This window comes from Rhizobium sp. CIAT894, from assembly GCF_000172795.2.
Taxonomy (GTDB): Bacteria; Pseudomonadota; Alphaproteobacteria; order Rhizobiales; family Rhizobiaceae; genus Rhizobium.
In genome coordinates this window covers 3,510,507-3,531,150 of sequence record NZ_CP020947.1, presented here as the reverse complement: position 1 = coordinate 3,531,150, position 20,644 = coordinate 3,510,507, and the positions used below count along the sequence as shown (strand labels likewise).

The following is a 20,644-nucleotide window of genomic DNA, read 5'->3' as shown; positions in this document are numbered from 1 at the left end:
CCAACATCGAGATTGTCAGGCATCGATCATGAGCGAAGAACACGCAGGCGAGAGTCGCGAGAGCATGGAATTCGACGTGGTGATCGTTGGCGCTGGTCCGGCCGGTCTGTCGGCGGCGATCCGGCTGAAGCAGGTCAATCCGGAGCTTTCGGTCGTCGTGCTGGAGAAGGGTTCGGAAGTCGGCGCCCATATCCTGTCCGGAGCCGTCGTCGATCCGATCGGCATCGACCGGCTGCTGCCCGGCTGGCGCGAGGATGCCGATCACCCGTTCAAGACCGAGGTGACCGACGACCAGTTTCTGTTTCTCGGTCCCGCCGGCTCGATCCGCCTGCCCAATTTCATGATGCCGCCGCTGATGAACAATCACGGTAACTACATCGTCTCGCTCGGCAACGTCTGTCGCTGGCTCGCGACCAAGGCGGAAGAGCTCGGCGTCGAGATCTATCCGGGCTTTGCCGCAACCGAAGTGCTCTATGATGATGCCGGCGCGGTGATCGGCGTTGCCACCGGCGACATGGGCATCGAGAAGAACGGCGAGCCCGGCCCGAACTATACCCGCGGCATGGAACTGCGCGGCAAATATGTGCTGATCGGCGAGGGTGTGCGCGGCTCGCTTGCCAAGCAGTTGATCGCCAAGTTCGACCTGTCGAAGGACCGCGAGCCGCAGAAGTTCGGCATCGGCATCAAGGAGCTCTGGCAGGTCAAGCCGGAGCACCACAAACAGGGACTGGTGCAGCATTCCTTCGGCTGGCCGCTCGGCATGAAGACCGGCGGCGGCTCCTTCCTCTATCACCTCGAAGACAATCTGGTGGCGGTCGGCTTCGTCGTCCACCTGAACTACAAGAACCCCTATCTCTATCCCTCCGAGGAGTTCCAGCGCTTCAAGACGCATCCTGCCATTCGCGGCACCTTCGAGGGCGGCAAGCGGCTCTCCTATGGCGCGCGCGCCATCACCGAGGGCGGCTACCAGTCGGTGCCGAAGCTGACCTTCCCCGGCGGGGCGCTGATCGGCTGTTCGGCCGGTCTCGTCAACGTGCCGCGCATCAAGGGTAGCCACAATGCGGTGCTGTCGGGCATGCTGGCGGCCGAGAAGCTGGCGGCGGCGATTGTATCCGGCCGCAGCCATGACGAGGTTGTCGAGATCGAGAAGGAATGGCGGGCGACCGACATCGGCAAGGATCTGAAGCGCGTCCGGAACGTCAAGCCGCTGTGGTCGAGGTTCGGCACGGCGATCGGAGTGGCGCTCGGCGGTCTCGACATGTGGACCAACCAGCTCTTCGGCCTGTCGCTCTTCGGCACGCTTGGTCACGGCAAGACCGATGCGGAAAGCCTGGAGCCGGCCGCCCAGCACAAGCCGATCGCCTATCCGAAGCCGGACGGGGTTTTGACCTTCGACCGTCTGTCCTCGGTGTTCCTGTCGAACACCAATCACGAGGAGGATCAGCCGGTGCATCTCAAGGTCAAGGACATGGGCCTGCAGAAGCGTTCGGAACACGACATCTATGCCGGCCCGTCGACGCGTTACTGTCCGGCCGGCGTCTATGAATGGGTGGAGAAGGACGGCGACAAGACATTCGTCATCAACGCCCAGAACTGCGTCCACTGCAAGACCTGCGACATCAAGGATCCCAACCAGAACATCAACTGGGTGCCGCCGCAGGGCGGCGAGGGGCCGGTCTATCCGAATATGTGAGGCCGGCGAGTTTAGCAATGATCAGGGAGTTACCGATGCAATTTCCGCTTGAAGGTGTTCGGGTCGTGGAACTGGCGCGTATCCTGGCCGGTCCGTGGGCTGGACAGACACTTGCCGACCTCGGAGCAACCGTCATCAAGGTGGAAAGCCCGGAGGGCGACGATACGCGCCGCTGGGGACCACCTTTCATCAGCGATGGCGATGATGTCGCTGCAGCCTACTTCCATAGCTGCAATCGCGGAAAATTGAGCATAACGGCGGATTTCAACTCGGCGGAAGACGTCGACAGACTTCGTGCACTGATCGCGAACGCTGACGTTGTCATCGAGAACTTCAAGGTAGGCGGGCTGAAGAAGTTCGGCCTCGATTACGAGAGCCTGAAGGCGATTAATCCGAAGCTGATTTATTGCTCGATTACCGGCTTTGGCCAAACCGGCCCATATGCCGGGCGTGCGGGATATGATTTCATCGTCCAGGGCATGGCGGGCATCATGGATTTGACGGGTGAGCCTGATCGGGAGCCGCAGAAAATCGGCGTCGCGTTCGCCGATATATTCACGGGACTCTATTCAGTCATCGCGATCCAAGCCGCGCTGATCCTCAGAAGTACGACCGGTGAGGGACAGCATATAGATATGGCCCTTTTGGACAGCGCGGTGGGCGTGCTGGCTAATCAGGCGATGAATTTCCTGGCCTCCGGAAAGACGCCGACGAGGCTTGGCAATGCGCATCCCAACATCGCGCCATACCAAGTATTTCCGGTATTTGACGGCAACATTATTGTCGCGTGCGGGAACGACGCTCAGTTTGCACGGCTATGCGATATCCTGCGGCTATCCGGTGTGGCAGATGACGTCCGTTTCAAGTCGAATGCGGGAAGAGTTCGCCATCGAGAGGCGCTGACATCGGTCATGGAAGCACAGACGAAACTTTTCAAGCGGACGAATTTGCTAGCCGACCTGGCACGTGTGGGGGTTCCCGCCGGACCGATCAACACTGTGGAAGACGTATTCGCGGATCCCCAAGTCGCCCACCGAGGAATGTCGATCGTAAATGATGGAATCGCAGGCATCCGGACACCAATCATCTTCTCCGGAACTGCGCTTATATCCCCCAGGCGGTCGCCCAAGTTGGGTGAGCACAATGGCAAGGTTCCGTGTGATTGGTCATCGATGACCTAGCTTGGTGAATGCGTGAATATCGACTTGAGATATCTAGCGCAATACTTCCGCCGCAGCGCAGCAGATAACTCAGTCGAGGCAGCTAACCATTGGCATAAATGGAGGTATCCATGAAGATTCTCGTGCCCGTCAAGCGCGTCGTCGACTACAACGTGAAGATCCGGGTTCGTCCGGATGGCACGGGTGTCGAGCTAGCCAATGTGAAGATGTCGATGAACCCGTTCGACGAGATCTCGGTGGAAGAGGCGCTGCGGCTGAAGGAAGCCGGCAAGGCCGAGGAAGTCGTGGTCGTCTCGATCGGTCCCGCCAAGGCCGAGGAGACGCTGCGCACGGCGCTGGCCAACACACACCCTCCAAATTCGACCAATTTACAAGTCTCCATGCCATCAGGCCCCCGCAACCAAATCTTTACTTCCGCCAAAACCCGCCTCCTGGCGGGTTTTTGCGTTTCTGGGGGCAGAGATCGGTTATCGCTGGCCGGCGACATCATCTTCCAGCGCACCGAGTTGCGGAAGCTGACGCTTCTCGGATCCGACGAGCGGGTATGCTAACTACGCCAGATGCGGGGTGAATAAAAGCGGCATTGCCGTTGCGATCAGTGCGTGGCATCTTCCCGGCGGAGAATGCCACGTCTCGCCTCGAGGTCGTTGGAGGACGGTTTTCCATTTTTCGTTATGTAAATCTGTCTTCCCAACGGAGGCTCGAATGAGTGTTGGCCTGATCGCCCTTCTTGATGATATCGCCGCATTGGCCAAGGTGGCTGCGGCCTCGCTTGACGATATTGCCGGCCAAGCAGCCAAAGCCGGTGCGAAAGCGGCAGGCGTGGTCATCGATGATGCGGCAGTCACCCCCCGCTACGTCACCGGATTTTCGGCATCACGCGAATTGCCGATCATCGGCAAGATCGCGCTAGGTTCGCTGAAGAACAAGCTTCTGATCCTGCTTCCAGCAGCGCTTATCCTGAGCCTTGTCGCGCCGCAGGCGATCACACCGCTGCTTATGATCGGCGGACTTTTTCTCTGCTACGAAGGCGTAGAAAAAGTCTATGGGCTGGTGCTGCCGCATGCTGCCCACGTCCATGAATCGGCACTCGAGACAGCAAGCCTCGATGCGCGATCGCTCGAAGACCAGAAGGTTGCCGGTGCGATCAAGACGGATTTCATTCTCTCGGCCGAAATTATGGCGATTACGCTCGGCGCGCTGCCGTCAGGCAACATATTCACGCAGGCCTTTATTCTTGCCGTCGTAGGCCTCGGTATAACGGTCATGGTCTATGGTGGCGTGGGGCTGATCGTGAAGGCCGATGATCTGGGGCTGATGATGGCGCGCTCGCAGACGGCGCCTCCGATAGGCCCCTTCTTCCGCGCGGTCGGACGAGGGCTTGTCACCGGCATGCCTTATTTTCTGAAAGTACTCGGTGTTGTCGGAACGGCTGCCATGATCTGGGTCGGCGGCGGCATCATCGTTCACGGCCTCGAAGCCTATGGCGCGGGCGGACTTGCGCATCTGATCCATGATGCCGGGGAGGCGGTCACGCATGCCATTCCCGTTCTGACGTCCGTGCTGCGCTGGATCGTCGAAGCCGCAGGCGCCGGCATCGTCGGTATCGTCGTCGGCTTGATCACAATTCCCGTGGTCGGCTACGTTATCTCGCCGATCTGGGGGGTACCTCAAATCGCTCCTGCCGCGCCGCCGGCGGAAAGAGGCGCTGGTGGATGGGAAGAAATGAAGGCTCCATCCGGGGAGGCTTTCGGCCTCACAAGCGATCGTCGGCTTGAATGCCGATCGGTGCCGGCGCACTTCCGGAGGACGTATTCGCCTACTCGCCCTGTCGCAAGTTGCGAAGTCGGTCAAACAGCACGGCGAGCACAATTGCCCCACCGATAAAGCATCCTTGCCAGAAGGCGTTGATGCCGAGCAGGCCGAGACTGTTGCGGATGACCTCGATAAGTGCGGCGCCGACCAAGGCTCCGAAGGCGGTACCGACGCCGCCGGCGAGATTGGCGCCGCCGATAACCGCGGCGGCAATGACCTGAAGTTCCATTCCAGCGCCGATATTTGTGGTGACGGCGCCAAGCCAGCCGGTCTGAATGATGCCGGCAATCCCCGCCGACAAGGCAGAAATCATATAGACGATAACCTTGATCCGCTGCACGGGAACGCCGGTCAGCGTTGCGGCGTGCTCATTGCCGCCGATAGCAAAAACATAACGGCCGAACTTGGTCCAACGCAGCACGAAACCGGTCATGAGCGCCAGCACCAGCATGTAAAGCACGGGATTGGCGATGCCGAAAACCCAAGCGCCGCCGCCGAGCGCCAGAAGCTTGTCGTGATCGGGACCGAACTGGAAAACGACGGTGTTGTTGGATGCAACCATCGCAAGGCTACGCGCGATAGACAGCATGCCCAGCGTGACGACAAAAGGCGGGAAGCCGAGATAGGCAATCAATACGCCGTTGAAAGCTCCGACCAGAAGAGCCGTGCCGATCGAGGCGGCGATGCCGACTTCAATACCGTATCCCGCGTGCATGGTGACCGCCAGCACCATGCTGCACAGACAAAGCACCGAGCCGACGGACAAATCGATACCGCCGGTGATGATGACCAGTGTCATGCCGAGTGCGATAATGGCGACGAAAGTGACGTTGCGGGTAATGTTGTAGATATTCTTCGCGGTCGCAAAGGAATCGGTCGCCATCGACAGAAAGATGCAGGCGAGAATGACCGCAATCAGCACCCAGAATGTCTGGCCGCTGATGATCGTCGCAAGCCAGCCCCGCTGCCTCTGTCCGATCGTCTGGTCAAGTGTCATTGCCATCGTCGACCTTCTTCTTTCCTGTTGCAACGGAGAGCATCGATCAAACCTGTTCGATGGCGCCGGTGATCAGTCCCGTCACTTCCTCCGGCGAACTTGCCGCAATCTGCTTGTCGGCCACTTTTCTGCCCCGCCGCATCACGATCACGCGGTCGGCGACCGAAAAGACGTCGGGCATGCGGTGGCTGATCAGGACAACGACAATGCCCCGGTCACGCAATTGGCGGATGAGATTGAGAACCTCAGCCACCTGGCGCACGGAAATGGCTGCTGTCGGTTCATCCATCAATACGATTTTCGCTTCCGACAGCATCGTGCGGCCGATCGCTACCGCTTGCCGCTGGCCACCTGACATCTGCCTGACGAGATCGCGGGGCCGCGTCTCGGATTTGAGCTCGCGGAATATCTCGCCGGCGCGCTTGTACATGGCCTTGTAGTCGAGGATGCGAAGAGGCCATATGCCGCGGCGCAATTCCCGCCCGAGGAAGACGTTGGCCGCCGCCGTCAGATTGTCGCAGAGCGCCAAATCCTGATGAACGATCTCGATGCCATGCTGGCGCGCTTCCTTCGGCCGATGAAGCACGAGATCGGCGCCGTCGAGCCGTATGGATCCGTGGCTCGGGCGAAAGTTGCCGGCGATCATCTTGACCAATGTAGACTTACCGGCACCGTTGTCGCCCATCAGGCCGACAACCTGCCCCGCCTCGAGCGAAAACGAAACATCGTTGACGGCCTGGATGGCGCCGAAATGCTTGGAAATATTGGTGAGCTCAAGAACCGCCACCCGTCTCCCTGCCTCCCAATTTGCAGGCTATCCGTCACAGCCGACTTGCCTTCGGTGCGAGGTTCCAGCGAGTTCGCCTTTCCAAGGTCCTCCCAGGAAAGGCGATCATGAGCATTTACGCAAAAGCCGGCGACAGCGTCAACTCATTGTCCGAGGTATCGGCCCTATTGTCGCAAAAATCTGTTTTGTCAGACAAATATCATTTGACGAGACCGGCGCTCGGATATTAGCTATCAGCGGGGGAGATACGGCATGCTGATCCTTGTGACCGGTGCGACGGGCAAGGTCGGGCGGCGCTTCATAGCTGGGCTGCTTGACGATCCGAGCTTTTCCAAAGCCCGCATCCGCGCGCTTTGTCATAACCGTGTGTGCGATGAGACCGACCGTGTCGAGGTCATCCGCGGCTCGATCGCCGATCGCAATGCCGTGGCAGCGGCGCTCAAAGACGTTACGCATGTCGTGCATCTCGCCACATGCAAGGAAACGCCGGAAGATATCATCGATGTCACGGTCAAAGGTCTCTTCTGGCTGCTCGAGGAGTTCCGTACGAGCGTCACGGCACGCCAGTTCATCCTGATCGGCGGCGATGCGGGCATCGGACATTTCCACTATCGCCACGACGGCCCGATCACCGAGAAAGCGCCGCATTGTGCCTATCCCGGAAGCTATGCGCTCTCCAAGGTTCTGGAAGAGGTCGTGCTGGAGCAATTCGGCATTCAATATGGCCTCAATGGCTGTTGCCTGCGCGCGCCCTGGATCATGGAAAAGGACGATTTCAAGTATTCGCTGTCTTTTGGAGACGACGTCTTTGGCGGCCCGGACTGGAAGACGCTCGTCCCGGAAGATGCGGCGCGGCGCTATGCGACCATAGGGACGGTGCCACTGCTGCTTGATGCCGATGGACGCCCGCTGAAACGCAATTTCGTGCATGTCGACGATCTCGTATCGGCAATATTGGCAGCGATCGACAACCCCCGGGCGGAGCGGCAGCTCTTCAATATCTGTATGGACCGGCCCGTCGACTATGCTGAAGTCGCCGCCTATCTCCAGCGCACGCGCAATCTCGATTCCGTCGACATACCAAGCCGCTTCCATTCCAATTGGATGGACAACAGCAAGGCGAAGTACCTGCTGGATTGGCGGCCAGCCTACGATCTCGAAATGCTTATCGACTCGGCATGGCAATACGAGCGTTCGAAGGAGGAACCTCGCGTCGTCTGGTATCCGGGTTGATTTCGTGTGGCGGGCATGCCGTGCCCGTCTGTTTCAAGGGAGGAAACCATGAGGAAGGCATTATTACTGACAGCCGCAGTTCTCGCACTGACCGCCGGGCAGGCTCTGGCCAAGAAGCAACTCGTCATCGTCGTCAAAGGCCTCGACAATCCGTTCTTCGAAGCAATCAATCAGGGTTGCCAGAAATGGAACAAGGAGAATCCCACGGCGGAATACGAGTGCTTCTACACCGGCCCGGCATCGACATCCGATGAAGCCGGCGAAGCGCAGATTGTTCAGGATATGCTGGGCAAGGCGGACACCGCTGCCATCGCAATTTCGCCGTCAAATGCAAAACTCATCGCCCAGACCCTGAAAACCGCCAATCCGACGGTTCCGGTGATGACGCTCGATGCCGATCTTGCAGCCGAGGATGCCGCGTTGCGCAAGACCTATCTCGGCACCGACAACTATCTGATGGGCGCCCGCATCGGCGAATATATCAAGAAGGCCAAGCCGAAGGGCGGCAAGATCTGCACGATCGAAGGCAATCCGGGAGCCGACAATATTCTACGCCGCGCACAAGGCATGCGCGACACGCTCACCGGCCAGAAAGGCCTTGCCGCGCTGAAAGGCGAGGGTGGTTGGACCGAGGTCGCCGGCTGCCCGGTGTTCACCAATGACGATGGCGCCAAGGGTGTTCAGGCAATGACCGATATCCTGGCGGCCAATCCCGACCTGGACGCATTCGGCATTATGGGTGGCTGGCCGTTGTTCGGCGCGCCGCAACCCTATCGCGACCTGTTCAAGCCCATGGCCGCCAAGATCGCCAGCAACGATTTCGTCATCGGCGCTGCCGACACGATCGGCGACGAGGTAGCTATTGCGAGCGAAGGCCTGGTGACGGCGCTCGTCGGCCAAAGGCCGTTCGAAATGGGCTATAAGGCCCCTTCGGTGATGATGGATCTGATTGCCGGCAAACCGGTGGAAGATCCGGTATTCACCGGGCTCGACGAGTGCACGAAGGATACCGTCGATACCTGCATTCAAAAGTAGGTTTGCTGTTTGGCGGCGCCCGGTTCACGGGTGCCGCCGACTGTCCCCTTGAGGCAGATCGGAAGATCCGCGGGGCTTGACGTACCCTGGATTCCGCGCTTTTTGGCGGGGTCAATCGCAGGCGACTTCCTCGTTATTACGATTGTTTCGATAGTACGCGCAGACAGTCGAATGAATGCTGAGGCAGTAGACGTAAATGCCTGACAAGAAATCGGGAAAGCCGGCGGCTCCGGTCGAGGTGGTGACGGTTGGCCGCTCCGCCGCCACAAGGCGCCCCAATTCTCCCCGCATGGCCGGGGCGAGCGTTCATGTGTCTCTGGCGGGCGAGATAGGGCTGCGGATTGTGCGCGGCGACTACCCGCCGGGCACGATCCTGCCGAATGAGGCAAAATGGTCCGAGGTCTTTGAAGTCAGCCGATCGGCGGTGCGCGAAGCCATCAAGATGTTGATGGCCAAGGGCCTGCTTTCTTCCCGCCCGAAAATCGGCAGTTGGGTCGAACCCAAGGAACGTTGGAACCTGCTCGACCGAGATGTCCTCGGCTGGTATGCCGCATCCCCCGATCGGGAATCGTTTCTGAAGGCGGTGCAGGAACTCAGGCATATGATCGAGCCGGAAGCGACGGCGCTGGCTGCGGAGCGCCGGACCGAGGAGCAAATGAACGCAATCAGCCAGGCCCTGCATGACATGGAGCAGGCGACATCGCTTCAGCAGCGAACGGAATCCGATGCACGATTTCACATTGCGATCCTACGCGCCTCCGGCAATGATTTGCTCGTGCCGCTCGGCGTATTGATCGAATCGGCGCTGAACCACCTCTTCGCCCATGTCACGCGAGAGGAGGACAATTTGCGTTACGCGCTGAAACTTCATGAAAATATCGAGAAAAGCATCCGATTGCAGCGACCGGCCATGGCGCGCAATGCCGTCCGCAAGGCATTGGCAAACACCGACCAACTCATAGCGCGGTAGTCGCGCTAGAACAGGATGATTTAGGCCCGGTCGGCCTGAAATCTGAATCCCGTTCTAAATTGAAGAGTTAGAGCATGATGTCGTCCGAAAACCGCTCACACTTTTCGGCATCATGCTCCAGAGGTCTGCGCCCTGTCCGGTGAGCGTGCGACTTGCCTTCTCGGATGCCCTTTTTCGCGCCAACGCGCTCCGGAAGATGTCGTTGGAGGCGCTGCGCCAGATCAGCCGTCGCGTGCGCGTCGACCGCGAAGGCCTCTGCAAAACCGGAGTCGGGTGCTCCGGCTTCGTCAAAGAGCGCAGGTGGGATCCGACACCATCAGCCCCGCTTTGCGGAGCCCTTCAACGCGGTGGTCAAAATCTTCCGGGTTGCGGAATGGGAGGACGCGGCGGCGGCGCTCGACGGAGAAATCGGGATTGATCTGCAGCGCCTTCTCCCACGCCCGTCGGGCCTCCTCCGGCCGGCCGAGGTGGCCGTAGCATGATGCGAGCAGGGCATAGGCCGTTTCCGATTGGGCGTTTTGCTGAAGCCGCTGCTCGATCGCGACGATCGCCTGCTCATATTCACCGAGAGAAAAGCGCGCATCGGCGAGAAATTGGAAAAGAATTTCCGGATGATGCGGGTCAAGCCGCATCGATACATCGAGTGTTTCCAGCGCGCCTTGGGGGTCGCCGGAGAATATCTGGATATGGGCCATCAGCATCAGCAGGGCGGCGGAGTTGGGAGAAAGCGCCAGGCCCTGCCGCACTTCCGCCCGCGCCCGGTCCAGTTCGTGGTTCCACATGCAAGCCATGCCCAGTGCGAAGTGGCTATTGGGCTGGTCCTCGGCCATTTCCACTGTTCGCTGCGCGAGATCCAGTCCGATCTGCAGCGACGCTTCCGGATCGTTGCTCCAGGCGTTGACGTAGTCGAGCACATGCGTGAAGGAAATGAGTGCCTGGGCCGCGGCATAGTCCGGATCGATGGCAAGGGCGTCTGCCGCCAGGCTGCGCGCGGCCATATTTCCGGTTCGGGTATGGGCCGACGCCTGCTCACGGCCACGCAACAACAACTCATATGCGCTGACGTCGACTGCGCGTCCCTGGGCCAGGCGGTCCTGGTCGCCATGCGTGAGGTTCAGCTTGAGGGCTGTCACGATTTCCTGGGTCAGTTCGTCCTGAACCGCAAAAATATCGGTAAGGTCGCGGTCGAAGCGGCTGGCCCAGATATGTCCGCCATTGCTCGCGTCGATCAATTGCGCGGTGACACGCACGCGGTTGCCGGCCTTGCGCACGCTGCCTTCAAGGACATAGCGGACGCCGAGCGTCTTGGCCATCTCAGGCACGGAGGCTGTGACATTCTTGTAGACGAAGGATGAGTTGCGGGCGATCACGTGCAACTCGGACAGTTTCGAGAGGTCGGTGATGATGTCCTCGCTGATCCCATCGGAGAAATATTCCTGTTCTGCGTCGCCGCTCATGTTGTTGAACGCCAGGACGGCGATGGAAGGCTTGTCAGCAACGGTCGCAGCTGAAGGCGGCTTTGACGCGGGCTGCTTCCCCGGCTGCCGTGCCGGGACCGGCGGCGAGACGGTTCCGACCTGGAGTAAATAGGCCTGCATCGGTTCGGCGATATTCTTGAGCTGAATTTGGCCAAGATCGGTCACGGCGAGATCGAGCCGCGCTCTCACCTGACGGTAGGCGTCTTCGGAGAGACAGATGGCGCCGGGTTTGGAAATTCCCTCCAGTCGCGCGGCGATATTGACGCCGTCGCCCATCAAATCGCCGTCATCCTCTTCGACCACATCACCCAGATGGATCCCGACCCGGAACTCGATGCGATGCTCGGCGGGCACGCCGATATTGCGCTCGACCATGGCGGTCTGCACCTCGATCGCGCAGCGCACGGCGTCGACGACGCTGCGAAACTCGATAAGGCTTCCGTCTCCGGTGCGCTTGACGACACGGCCATTGTGCACGGCAATGGTGGGATCGATCAGATCGCTGCGCAGCGTTCTCAGCCGCGCCAGGATGCGATCCTCATCCGCACCGGCGAGGCGGCTGTAGCCGACCACATCCGCGACCAGGATCGCCGCCAGTTTTCGCGTCACGCCCGTAACCTCAGTTCCTCGTCGGATCCAAAATAGCACAGAGTGACGGTTGACGCCGCCAAATCCCTACTGCCTTCGGCCGGTTTCTTGAAGCTGAGAGGATGACCGGCAGCTAATCCCCGTTCTTCAGCGAAAACGCCAGGACGTAGTCGCCGTCGTCTGTCGAATAGGGGGCTCCACCGACCGATATCAGGACATATTGCTTGCCGGTTTTCGGCGAGACATAGGTCATGGGCGTGGCGCTCGAGCCGACCGGCAGGGGATATTTCCAGAGCTCGGTCCCGTTCTCGGCGTCATAGGCTCTTATATAATAGTCTTGAAAGCCGGCGAAGAAGACGATGCCGCCGGCGGTCGCCGAGGTGCCGGCGTAACTCGGCAGGCCCATCGGCATCGGCAGATTGCTTTTGACCTTGAACGGCCCAAGTTCTTCGGCGGTCCCGGCCGGGACCTGCCAGGCGATCTTGCGGGTGGTCAGATCCACGGCGGTAACGGTGCCGAAGGGCGGTTGCGTGCAGGGAACCCGCAGTCTCGAAGTCCACATCTCGGTCGACATGCCGTAAGGCGTGCCGCGCTGCGGGGCGGAGGGGCCGTGTGCCGTCGTCGTGAGGGCGAAATCGACATAGTCTTGCCGCGGAATGAGCGCGAAGAGGCTGGGCACGCGAATATCGTTCATGAAGACGCGGTTGTTGGGCAAATCGACCGATATGCTGCCCCAGTTGAGGCCGCCGAGGTTCCCCGGCTGCTGGATCGCCTGCTGCGTGCCGATCGGGGTGAAATCGCCGTCATAACGCAGCTTCCGAAAGGCGATACGGCAGGCCAGCTGATCGAACATCGTCAGGCCCCAGGCCGTCTCTTCCGTCACGCGGTCCGCGCCGATTGTCGGCATGCCGACGGAATAGGGCTGCGTCGGAGACAATTTCTCCTCCGGCGCGCCGCCTTGCTGCGGCACTGGCTTCTCTTGAACTTCGGCAAGCGGTGCGCCGGTCTGACGGTTTAGCAGGAAAAGCTGCCCGCGTTTGGTGGTCTGCAGGAGAGCAGGCACGGTGGCGCCGTTGCCATCAGGCAGGTCGATCAGAGCCGGCTGAGCCGGGAGGTCATAGTCCCAGATGTCGTGATGCACGGTCTGGAATTTCCATTTCTCCCGTCCCGTCGTGACATCGAGGGCCACCAGCGTGGCATTGTATCGATCGGCGAAAGCAGGGCGATTGACGCCGTAATAGTCCGGGGTGGTATTGCCGAGCGGTGCGTAGATCAGACCGAGCTTGTCGTCGAATGCGGCCGTCGTCCACATATTGGGCGTGGCCCGCGTATAGGTCTGACCCTCCGGCGGAAGTTTGGTAATCTCGGGATTGCCGAGATCCCATGCCCATTCGAGCTCGCCGGTGACGACATTGAACGCGCGGATGACGCCCGAGGGCTCGCCAACCTCCTGATTGTCAATGACCCAGCCTCCGACGACGATCAGATTGCGGGCGATCAGTGGCGCCGACGTCTGGAAATAATAGCCGGATTTGACTTCCCCCATACCCTGGGAAAGCAGCACGGTGCCATCGTCTCCGAAGCCCTTGCAGGGCGCGCCGGTCTTGCTGTCGATCTCCAGGAGGCGGGCATCGATGGTTGTCTGCACCAGGCGCTCGTTGCAAAGACCATCGGCGGATTGAGCCTCCTGCGGCAGCTTGTAATAACCGAGGCCGCGGCAACGCTGCCAATAGGGCGCTGATGCCTTGGGGTCGAAGGTCCAGCGGGGTCTGCCAGTATCCGCATCCAGTGCTGCAATCACATCTGTCGGCGTGCAGGTGTAGACCGTATCGCCGATCTGCAGCGGCGTGTTCTGATCGGCGCCTTCGCTCTTTCCGGTGCGGTATGTCCAGGCAAGGTCGAGTTTGGCGACATTGCTCCGGTTGATCTGATCGAAGGGAGAATAGCGATCTCCTGCCGTGCTGCGGCCATAGGATGTCCAGTCGGAGGGTGCGTTGTCGCCCTTGGCGGTCTTGTAGGCGGGGATATCGGGAGAGGGGCGGACAATGCCGTGCGGCGTGAAAGCCAGGCTAAAACCCGCAACGAAGAGGATGGCGGCAAGCAGGGCGCCGCCATGGAAGAGCTTCCGGTTGGCGGTCGGAGAACGCAGTGGTGCAAAGAAAAGTGCAAAGCCCGCCAGCGCAATCGGAGACATCAGGCGGGCAAAGAGCGCCCAGAAATTGCTGCCCGACTCCCAGAGCGCCCAGGGAAGGGTCAAGACGGCGACAAACAGAACCAGGAGGCCGCCAGACGTCTTGCGGCGCCACAGCAGAAGTGCGGCCGCCAGATAGGTAAGCCCGGCGATCGCATAATAGGGCGAACCGCCGAGGCTCAGCAGCCACGCGCCGCCTCCCATCAGCCCCAATCCGATAAGAGTGAGAACAATACAGAACAGGGTGGCCAGAAATTTCATAGTTTGCTTATCCAATCCGCCGCCCGATCGCCTGGATTCCCACTCCGACCGTCGCGTGGCACCTCGGGAAGCACAGGGCCATTGGCTTGATGGTCAGCTATCTCGTCTTCGGGAGAGGGGGCTCTCTCGTTCAATTTTTTCCTGATGTACCTGTGGTCACTGACATGCGGTGCCAATCCGGCAAGGGTATCGCAGCCGCTCCGTGACAACGGAACGCCATTTCAAACTGCGTCAATACTTCTGAAAGGGGCACAGATGTTTCTCGGCGAAAAGCTTGACCTAGCGAACGGGCGACCGACAGGGTTCGATTACATGCGATTACTGTTGGCTTTTTCAGTGCTTTGGATCCATACGGCCCGCGTCACGTATGGAGATGACCTTTTTCTTTGGGAGTCGTCCTTCCGCCCTTTCATGAAGTCAGTGCTGCCCATGTTCTTTGTGTTGAGCGGCTTCCTGGTGGCCGGCAGTCTTGAACGGTCGAAGACATTGATCTCTTTTCTCGGTAACCGATTTATCCGGATCTATCCCGCTCTCGCGGTGGAGGTATTGCTGGCTGCCTTTATACTCGGAGCGATCTATACGGAGTATGACCTGCGTGACTACTTCACCGATCCTCAGTTCTTTACCTATCTGCTGAACGTCACCGGGCATATTCACTTCAATCTTCCCGGAGTGTTCCTGGATAATCCCGACGCGGCGATGGTGAATGGACAGCTCTGGACCGTGCCCTTCGAGCTTGAGTGTTATATGGTGATCGCCGCCCTCTTCGTGTTCGGCGTGGTCAGGCGGCGGGTGATTGCCCTTATCGTCACGCCGGCTTTGATCATCGGCTTCGGTATCGCAAGGTATTGGAAACACGAAAGCGACTGGGCAACAATGCCCACGACCGCGTCGGGAAATCTGCTTATTTGTGCTTTTCTCGTAGGGGTGACCTTTTACCTCTACAAGGACAAGGTGCTGTGGGATGTAAGAATTTTCCTCGCCTCGGTGGCCGTGATCCTGTGGGTCTATTGGTTCACCTCCTTCGGGGACTTCATCGCCATTCCGGCGATGGGATATGTCACGGTCTTCCTCGGTCTGACCTCGCCCCGCAAGCTTGGCATTCTGCGGGGAGCCGACTACTCCTACGGCGTCTTCCTCTATGGCTATCCCATCCAACAGGCGTTCGTGGCGCTCGGGCCGTGGGCGCATAACTGGTTGCTGAATGGCCTCGTCTGCAGCATCGTTGCCACTTGCTTTGCTGCGCTCTCGTGGAGATTCGTCGAAAAGCCGGCACTGAAATTGAGGAAACAAGTCGCCTGGCTTGAAAACCTCAGCCTTCAGCGCGGCGCGAAATTGGCCGGGGCGGCTTCGAAATAGGTTTCCGTTCGAGGCCGGCAATTCCCGGTGCAGCTTAATCGGCCAGGGATCAGCAGGGTTCGCCATTGCCGCGAACCCTGTTTTTATTGTGGCGATCGTTGCAGGTGGGCAGCCGGCGGTTCTAATGTAATGCACGCGTCCTAAACCTATGTGCAGCCCCATCTTTTCGCCAACGGACGAATGCTTCCGTTCGATTGGAGAATGCCGCGCCTGCACATCAATAGTTCCTGTGTTAAGCTCCCCAATGCCTAAATCCTCTCGGCCGCAATATCTGCGAATTTCTTGATTTTTTTTGGCGTAGAGCGCCTTTGCTGGATGAATAGCCGAATATTCCACGGCGTAGCTCGTTCGACTTGTTGAGCGGCCTTAGCAATATTTTAACGATAACAGATAAAATACTTTAATCGGACCTCGTTTCGACTTCACGTTTCGTCATGCATTCAGGGCTGACGGCGGCTTGAAGGAGGTGTGAAGAGAGGAGCAGGAATGATGCTGAAAAGCACCCTCATCGTGGTTGCAGTCTCCGTCGCTGCCGGAGCGACAATTCGCGCCTGGGCCTTCGCAATTTTCGCATTTCTGCTGGTCGCGGCCTGGGGCGCCATGATCCTGCTGAGAGGTTCTTCCTTTGGGGAAACGAGCGTTTCTTGCCTCCAGCTGCTTGCTTTGATGGAAATATGTTATCTGGCGGGGCTATTCGCCTTCGCATTATGGGCGCATATCCAAAAACGCCGGAGGAGGGACTCCATCGCCGATCGGCCGCATGTGACCGGCAAGCGCCCTCACGGATAAAGCGATGGCTGGCGCCAGGGATGAGACATCGGCGAGAGCTATCCCGGCCTCGTGTCAGAACGTCACAGCTCCTGCCTTGGCAGCAGGGCGTGCCGGGAAACCAGGGCAAACACCGTTCTTGCCATGATCACGAAATCCCGCGCGAGCGTCCATTCGGACAGATAGTCGACATCGAGAGAAATTTGATAGCTGATGTCGCTGCGCCCACCGCTCTGCCAATGACCAGTCAGGCCTGGACGGACGGACATATAGGCATCGGCATGTTCACCGTAACGCGGCAGTTCGTCTTTTGTAATCGCGTGGGGACCGACGAGGCTCATATGGCCAAGCAGCACATTGATCAATTGCGGAAGCTTCTCAAGGTTTGAGCGCTGCAATACATCGCCGATCACCGTTACATGCACGGTCCGAAATTCCAGGCAACCAAACTCTTTTCCTTTATAACCGATCCGACGATGGGAATTGAAAACAGCCCCCCCGTCGCCAAACGTGACGATGACGGCCACCGATAAAAGGAGCGGCGACAGAAGTAATAGAAGAGTTGCCGCAATGAGGATATCCAGGGCGCGCTTCAGAATTCTGCTGATCGTGCGGGATTGTGACGAGTTGGAGGGATGCCTGTTCTGTCGGGCTCCGGCGAAATCCCGCCAGGTTTGGGTTGCGTTGATGCCTTGATTTTTTCCCGTCATCCGCGTCCTCATTAGAACGAATCCCAGAAATCACAGCCAAAGCTTGTTTTAATCCAGGCTCGATGTCTGTGACCAAGGTCATAATCGTGAATAAAATACTTACACCTCAAAGAAATTCTTGTGAATACTTAAAATAATTATTCATTTCGATCTGCGTGGTTTGAGTATTAATTGAATTTGTTTTTATTTGTAATTTTTATCAGGAATTTCTTGATTTATTCTTTCGGTGTGCGGCCGCTGTCAATTGTATAAAAATTGTCACATAGCTTCTGAAATTTCCGTCCAATAGAATTCAATGGCAATTTTAATATATTGAAATATGAGGACCAATCAGATTTATGTATAGTTTAACACGAAATTTTTATATTATTATTATTTGACTTTCCAATTTGACTCATTACGAATGTTTTCGGCGGCGGTGAACCAATTAGTCTGCGTGGAGTTGCTCGTAATGGACGGGATGATTAACATCCGAGGCGGCAGGACTGAGGAAAGTGCTCCGCGAACGGGTGAAGCGGTTACTTGCGGGCCTGCAGGTCACGAATACGGCCGCCGGGCGGATTTGGATCACGAGTTTCCGTTTTGCCGCACGAGTGTTCGAAAATTTCGCCGCGGGGAGGTTATTGCCGGCGCTGGCGTCCTCATCGATATGTTCGCCCGCGTCCATCGCGGAATGGTGAGGGCAAGCACCCCGCTTGCCGATGGGCGGGAGTTTATCGTGGAGATCATTCCGAAAGGCGGCTTGATCGGCGAGCTGGAGGTGCTGCGCAAGCAATCTCTCAATCTCGAATATCGAGCCTCGTCCGATTGTGAACTGCATTACTTCGACGGCCGATTGCTGCGGGACCTATGTGCCAACGATCCGCAATTCCAGGTGAAGATCCTGTCGAAGGCGCTGGCGCGTGTTTCCGAACTCGAGCTGAGGATCATTTCCAACGCCGGATCGAATTTGAGGCAGAGATTGGCCTGGACGTTATTGCGTCTTTCCTCCTTGTACCGAACGGATGCGCAGAACAGCGGCGATGAACTGATTATCTCCCAACATGACCTGGCCGCGACGCTGCCGGCGTCGCGTGAAAAGGTCAACCAGTGCCTGCGGCGCTTGCGCGAGAGCAAAGTGGTCGACGGGACGCAAGGCAAAATCCGTATTCTCAATCGGAAAGCGCTTGAAGCTTATGCCGAGGGGGAGACGTCCCTCGTCTGAGCTTCGCTCCGTGGAGGGAGCAGAGGAAAACTCCCGTGATCCGCCGCTACCGCGTCACGTGTCTTTCGGCCGCGCCGGTCGCTGCGGATTTTGGACTGTCGGACAACCCCCTTGACCCATCCGTTGCGGCTGCGAACCTCAGACATCGCTTTCTGCTGCATTCCTCCAGTATTTCCACCCTTCACCCTGGATGAGACCGTGATCGGAGAGGTCTTTCCAGCTTCTATAGGTGCCCGTATCGTCATAGACGAAGTCGTCCATGTCTTTGCCCGCGGAATATACCGTATATTCCTCCGTGTGCTGGGATCGGTGCGCTGCGTCGGCAACCTTATGCACGAAGGTCGACAGGAACTTGAAATGCAGCAGCGCGCCGGATACGCCGAGCGCTCCGTGCATGTCGCCCAGATTCAGAGAGAGTGGCCAGACCTGGTGTGACGACTTGAGAAAAAGACGTTCCCCCGTCACATAGACGAGAGGTATCTTGTTGAGCGCGGGGCCGTCCCAGAGCCTGTCGTGGAAATAGACGCGCCCGCGAACGCCTCCCTTGATCCATATCGTCCAGTTGCGTTTGTCGAAATGCGCGACGTAGCCGGATCGGTCGAAGAGATTGCAGACCTCAAGCGGATTGCGGCCGGGTTCGCAGATGTTTTCGAGAACGGGATTCGGGCTATACATGTCGATCATGACAGCGCGCAGCGAATGGCCGCCGGTGGAATCGATATAGGCGGTCAATTGATCGATCGGCCGTGTGTCGCAATGCGGATAGACCAGGAACTCGTCCGCATCGACATAGAGAACCCATTTCCCGCGGCAGTGCCGGTTGATGACTTCGTTGATCCAGTCGTTTCCGAATCTCGCCGCCTTGTAGGACCCGTGAGCCGAAAGAAGAGAGACATCGTCGAAGCTGGACAGCAGCTCCACCGTGCCATCGGTCGAGCCGTTGTCGATGCAGATGAAGTGCTCGAAGCCGAGATCGCGATAATACTGGAGGAAGAATGCCAGCCGGTGCCCCTCGTCGCGGATGACGCAGACGACGACGTGACGCGCTTGCTTGAGCCCGCTGCGCAGCAGGTCGTAGCGAAGCTGACGAGCCTTGAGCGACCGGCGCAGGCGGGCTTTGGCGTAATGCGAGATACTGGCGGCGGAAGCCCTATAGCTCATATTCTGTCCTGAACATTATCCATCCTGGAAGGAATGGATGAAGACTTGTGCTTGCGCCTGCAATCCACGGCTCGACCGGCGCTGCCGAGATCAGCCACGATATTCATCCCAAGCGAACCAATGATGCTTCATACGGCGTAATCGCCAACCAGCAGGCTTTGGACCCGCGGGTTGGGCCCGCTCCGTTGAATTGCGTGGTTGATCCGGGCCCGCACCGACCGGTACTTATACAGGAACTTACGATCGAAGTTTATTCCGCGATACAGCGCGTTATAAATCGGATGGGCTTTGCGCAGGTCGACGTATACTTGGCTTTCTCTGTCGGTCCAGGGAAAGAAGGTGCCATGCCACGGCTTCGGATGCGCCATGTAATGGACGATCGACAAGGAGGACATGTTCACCAGATGAAGGAACTGTTTGGGAAAGTTCCAGCGGTTCGAAACGAGGATGAGCGATGAACCGCAGACATAATTCAACGCACCCTGATCATGTTTGCCCTCGCAGGCGTCGGGATTTCTGGCGAAAAGCTCAAGCGCCTCCTGTCCGATCCAGCCGTTGCGATGGAATTTCAGGACCCCCGCATTGAAATAGCGGCTGCTCTTTCCCGTGTCGAGGAAGTCATGGATCGCTGTGTAATCGCGCGCTGCGAAAAACCTGCCCTCGGGCACGGTGGCACTTTCGAGCTTCCCGAGATCGCTGACGATCTGCGTATCCCCATCGAGGTAGATGATCTGGGTATAGTTGGCAGGCAGGATCTCGCACAGGACCAGCTTGGCCATGGTGCTGACGCTGATGCGTCCCTGGAAATGCGATCCGTCGAGCTTGCCGAGCGAGTCCTGCAGCGCTTCGGTCGCATCGATCAAGTCGACCCCACTCGTTGCGAGCAGGGCTTTCAGCTCTTCGAAATTATCGAGGCGTTCCGACATAAGCACGCAGACATCGGTTGCGGGGCTTGCGAATTTGCGAGCCTGAAGTGCCGAGAGAATAGTCGGAAACGAATACTCGACATCCGTGACGTAGACGACACATTGATTGTTCATGTCATCACCCTTCCGATTGTGCGCAATACGAATGAACCGGTATCGTCTTTCCGGTCGAGCGAGCGGTTGTGAATTGAGCCGATGGGTCTGTCATATGAAGGCCCCCTTCGGTATATATGGCGATGACCAGTCTCGTGTGGCTGAAGCGGATCTGGTTGCCGGCGGCTTATGTG

15 protein-coding genes and 2 pseudogenes are annotated in these 20,644 nt (G+C 58.4%); 10 read left to right on the top strand and 7 right to left on the bottom strand.

Features of this window, described 5'->3' with window-relative positions; translation table 11 throughout:
- Positions 1-28: 28 nt before the first annotated feature.
- From RHEC894_RS17475 to RHEC894_RS17460, 4 genes and pseudogenes are all read left to right on the top strand, one after another.
- On the top strand, positions 29-1,693 hold the full coding sequence (locus RHEC894_RS17475; RefSeq protein ID WP_085738216.1) for an electron transfer flavoprotein-ubiquinone oxidoreductase: 1,665 nt from the start codon (positions 29-31) through the stop codon (positions 1,691-1,693).
- A gap of 35 nt (positions 1,694-1,728) precedes the next feature.
- Entirely contained in the window at positions 1,729-2,874 is a 1,146-nt protein-coding gene (locus tag RHEC894_RS17470; RefSeq protein ID WP_085739033.1) for a CaiB/BaiF CoA-transferase family protein, read from the top strand.
- Positions 2,875-2,984: 110 nt separating this feature from the next.
- Positions 2,985-3,215, top strand: a pseudogene (locus RHEC894_RS17465) (electron transfer flavoprotein subunit beta/FixA family protein); the annotation flags it as partial.
- Positions 3,216-3,579: 364 nt separating this feature from the next.
- Positions 3,580-4,603: pseudogene (locus RHEC894_RS17460) on the top strand (DUF808 domain-containing protein).
- Positions 4,604-4,693: 90 nt separating this feature from the next.
- Here RHEC894_RS17460 and RHEC894_RS17455 read toward each other — a convergent pair.
- Together RHEC894_RS17455 and RHEC894_RS17450 are read right to left on the bottom strand one after the other, a co-directional pair.
- Complete coding sequence (locus RHEC894_RS17455; protein ID WP_085738215.1) at positions 4,694-5,692, bottom strand: ABC transporter permease; 999 nt, start codon at positions 5,690-5,692, stop codon at positions 4,694-4,696.
- Between the two features lie 40 nt (positions 5,693-5,732).
- Positions 5,733-6,473 (bottom strand): ATP-binding cassette domain-containing protein, encoded by a 741-nt coding sequence (locus RHEC894_RS17450; protein ID WP_085738214.1) that lies wholly within the window; start codon positions 6,471-6,473, stop codon positions 5,733-5,735.
- Between the two features lie 252 nt (positions 6,474-6,725).
- Here RHEC894_RS17450 and RHEC894_RS17445 point away from each other — a divergent pair, with 252 nt between their 5' ends.
- The 3 genes from RHEC894_RS17445 (at position 6,726) to RHEC894_RS17435 (ending at position 9,711) form a co-directional block, all read left to right on the top strand.
- The gene (locus RHEC894_RS17445; protein WP_085738213.1) at positions 6,726-7,706 is read left to right on the top strand and encodes an NAD(P)-dependent oxidoreductase; all 981 of its coding nucleotides are present in this window, start codon (positions 6,726-6,728) and stop codon (positions 7,704-7,706) included.
- A 48-nt stretch (positions 7,707-7,754) separates the two neighbouring features.
- Positions 7,755-8,741: a substrate-binding domain-containing protein gene (locus RHEC894_RS17440; RefSeq protein ID WP_085738212.1), complete on the top strand. Its 987-nt coding sequence runs from the start codon at positions 7,755-7,757 to the stop codon at positions 8,739-8,741.
- 196 nt (positions 8,742-8,937) lie between these two features.
- The gene (locus RHEC894_RS17435) at positions 8,938-9,711 is read left to right on the top strand and encodes a FadR/GntR family transcriptional regulator (RefSeq protein ID WP_085738211.1); all 774 of its coding nucleotides are present in this window, start codon (positions 8,938-8,940) and stop codon (positions 9,709-9,711) included.
- Positions 9,712-9,998: 287 nt separating this feature from the next.
- Here the strand turns inward: RHEC894_RS17435 and RHEC894_RS17430 are convergent, their stop codons facing one another.
- Both RHEC894_RS17430 and RHEC894_RS17425 read right to left on the bottom strand, forming a co-directional pair.
- Entirely contained in the window at positions 9,999-11,798 is a 1,800-nt protein-coding gene (locus RHEC894_RS17430) for an adenylate/guanylate cyclase domain-containing protein (RefSeq protein WP_085738210.1), read from the bottom strand.
- Positions 11,799-11,910: 112 nt separating this feature from the next.
- A complete protein-coding gene (locus tag RHEC894_RS17425; protein WP_085738209.1) occupies positions 11,911-14,229 on the bottom strand; it encodes a membrane-bound PQQ-dependent dehydrogenase, glucose/quinate/shikimate family in 2,319 nt (772 codons plus the stop codon).
- 255 nt (positions 14,230-14,484) lie between these two features.
- On the opposite strand from RHEC894_RS17425, the gene RHEC894_RS17420 reads away from it, so the two are divergent.
- Complete coding sequence (locus RHEC894_RS17420; RefSeq protein ID WP_085738208.1) at positions 14,485-15,588, top strand: acyltransferase; 1,104 nt, start codon at positions 14,485-14,487, stop codon at positions 15,586-15,588.
- A gap of 489 nt (positions 15,589-16,077) precedes the next feature.
- A complete protein-coding gene (locus tag RHEC894_RS17415; RefSeq protein WP_085739032.1) occupies positions 16,078-16,377 on the top strand; it encodes a hypothetical protein in 300 nt (99 codons plus the stop codon).
- Positions 16,378-16,439: 62 nt separating this feature from the next.
- Here RHEC894_RS17415 and RHEC894_RS17410 read toward each other — a convergent pair whose 3' ends face one another.
- Entirely contained in the window at positions 16,440-17,066 is a 627-nt protein-coding gene (locus tag RHEC894_RS17410; protein WP_085738207.1) for a sugar transferase, read from the bottom strand.
- A gap of 451 nt (positions 17,067-17,517) precedes the next feature.
- Here RHEC894_RS17410 and RHEC894_RS17405 point away from each other — a divergent pair, with 451 nt between their 5' ends.
- On the top strand, positions 17,518-18,270 hold the full coding sequence (locus RHEC894_RS17405) for a Crp/Fnr family transcriptional regulator (RefSeq protein WP_085739031.1): 753 nt from the start codon (positions 17,518-17,520) through the stop codon (positions 18,268-18,270).
- Between the two features lie 138 nt (positions 18,271-18,408).
- Here RHEC894_RS17405 and RHEC894_RS17400 read toward each other — a convergent pair whose 3' ends face one another.
- Entirely contained in the window at positions 18,409-19,431 is a 1,023-nt protein-coding gene (locus tag RHEC894_RS17400) for a glycosyltransferase family 2 protein (protein WP_085738206.1), read from the bottom strand.
- A 128-nt stretch (positions 19,432-19,559) separates the two neighbouring features.
- Positions 19,560-20,471, bottom strand: coding sequence for a glycosyltransferase (locus tag RHEC894_RS17395; RefSeq protein ID WP_085738205.1), 912 nt, complete (start codon positions 20,469-20,471; stop codon positions 19,560-19,562).
- Between the last annotated feature and the right edge of the window lie 173 nt (positions 20,472-20,644).